General features: G+C 36.1%; 4 protein-coding genes. 3 read left to right on the top strand and 1 reads right to left on the bottom strand.

The features are described 5' to 3' along the window. From H5072_RS18820 to rhlP, 3 genes are all read left to right on the top strand, one after another. Positions 1 to 276, top strand: a 276-nt coding sequence (locus H5072_RS18820) for a LysR substrate-binding domain-containing protein (RefSeq protein WP_259395991.1), incomplete at its 5' end; no start/stop codon positions are given. 13 nt (positions 277 to 289) lie between these two features. Then, positions 290 to 634 carry a lactoylglutathione lyase gene (locus H5072_RS18815; protein ID WP_024597431.1) on the top strand — a complete coding sequence of 115 codons (345 nt, stop codon included), beginning with the start codon at positions 290 to 292 and terminating at the stop codon, positions 632 to 634. 18 nt (positions 635 to 652) lie between these two features. Then, a complete protein-coding gene (rhlP, locus tag H5072_RS18810) occupies positions 653 to 1,477 on the top strand; it encodes a rhombotarget lipoprotein (RefSeq protein WP_182694435.1) in 825 nt (274 codons plus the stop codon). A gap of 77 nt (positions 1,478 to 1,554) precedes the next feature. Here the strand turns inward: rhlP and H5072_RS21360 are convergent. Beyond that, the coding region (locus H5072_RS21360) for a dienelactone hydrolase family protein (RefSeq protein ID WP_259395992.1) at positions 1,555 to 1,646 on the bottom strand (92 nt) is incomplete at its 5' end.

The following is a 1,646-nucleotide window of genomic DNA, read 5'->3' as shown; positions in this document are numbered from 1 at the left end:
AACGATGGCGATTTAGTAAGGCGCTGGTGCGTTGCTGGTAAAGGCTTGGCTGTAAAATCAGCCCTTGATATAGCCGATGATTTACTCAATGACAGGGTGGTTACTGTAATGCAAGATTATCAACATGTTAATGGTGAACTTTGGCTTATTTGCCCAAGTAGGCAGTCAATAACCCCAGCGGTGCGTTTACTACGTGATGCATGCAGAGCAAAATCCCAAGCTATTTTGCAGCAGTTGGTAAATAAAGGAATTATTGATAAAAGCGTACTGAGCTAATTTAGGAAGAGTTATGCAAGTTGATGATATTAGAGTTTTTATTCCCTGTAAAAGCTATGAACAATCTCAGCGCTTTTATAAAGCGCTTGGATTTAAGATTGAAGATGCTTCAAATGATTTATGTGTGTGTACCTTTGGCGAATGTACGTTCTTTTTACAGCGTTATTATAATAAAACGTTTGCTGAAAACTTAATGCTGCAACTTTGTGTGTTAAATATAGATGAAGCATACGAACTCATTAGTAACCTAAACGGTTTTGACATCCGCTTTGAGGGTATAAAGCAAGAACCTTGGGGTAGCGTTATTTACTTATGGGGACCATCGGGTGAGCTTTGGCACGTAACTGAATTAAATTAAAAATAAAAAGGAATAAATATGAAATTTAATAAATATATAATCATTTTGATGGCGGCCTTACTTGCTTCTTGTAGCTCGTTTATGAGTAACAATACAGGTAAAAATACACAATCTAGTAGCTTAATGGATTTTTTATATCCTGATCAACAAAGCCGTGCTACCTATAAACCTGAAATACCTGTTTTAAAACTCCCTGTTACCGTCGGAATTGCATTTGTACCGTCTAAAAACTGGCAGCCAGACGGGTTAGAGACCCAAAACCAAGTCGAATTACTCGAAAAAGTAAAAAAGTCATTTCTTCAATATAATTACATTGACCGCATTGAAGTTATACCAAGCACCTATTTAAAGGGTGGTGAAGGTTTTGCAACACTCGAGCAAGTAGGGCGACTTTACGATGTAGATGTAATGGCACTGGTTTCATATGATCAAATTACGCAATCTTATGAAAATAATGCAGCCTTACTTTATTGGACAATAGTGGGTATGTACGTTATTCCAGGTAATGAAAATACAATCCAAACCTTTGTGGATACAGCTGTTTTTGATATTAAAAGTAGAAAAATGCTATTTAGAGCACCTGGTATAAGTAAGCTTGAAAAAAGAACAACAGCAATAGGTATTGATGAAACGTTATCTGAAAAGTCGGCTGAAGGTTTTAATCTAGCGGTTAGTGATATGAGTACTAATTTAGATGCAGAACTAGCAAGGTTTAAAACACGTGTTAAAGAAGAGAAAATTGCAAAAGTCGAAAATAAAGATGGCTCCAGCAGCGGTGGATCTTTGAGTATTTATATACTCGTTTTGTTGTCGTTATTAGTTATGCGTAGCAAAAAAGTTTAAAGCAAAAAATAGCTAATTACTTTAATAATGCCACCTACTTTGAGCAGGTGGCATTATTTTTTATTCGCTAACTTAGCTTAACTTAGCTTTTTATTAAAAAACTCAACGGTACGTTGCCATGCAAGCTCGGCATTGTCCTTATCATATCGACCTGTAGAGTCGTTATGAA

Source organism: Pseudoalteromonas sp. SR45-5, from assembly GCF_014163565.1.
Classification (GTDB): domain Bacteria; phylum Pseudomonadota; class Gammaproteobacteria; order Enterobacterales; family Alteromonadaceae; genus Pseudoalteromonas; species Pseudoalteromonas distincta.
This window is presented reverse-complemented; position numbering and strand designations above follow the sequence as displayed.

What these genes read in the sequence shown, in the direction of transcription:
- H5072_RS18815 (WP_024597431.1), top strand. Translation starts at nt 290, where the DNA reads ATGCAAGTTGATGATATTAGAGTTTTTATTCCCTGTAAAAGCTATGAA.
- rhlP (WP_182694435.1), top strand. Translation starts at nt 653, where the DNA reads ATGAAATTTAATAAATATATAATCATTTTGATGGCGGCCTTACTTGCT.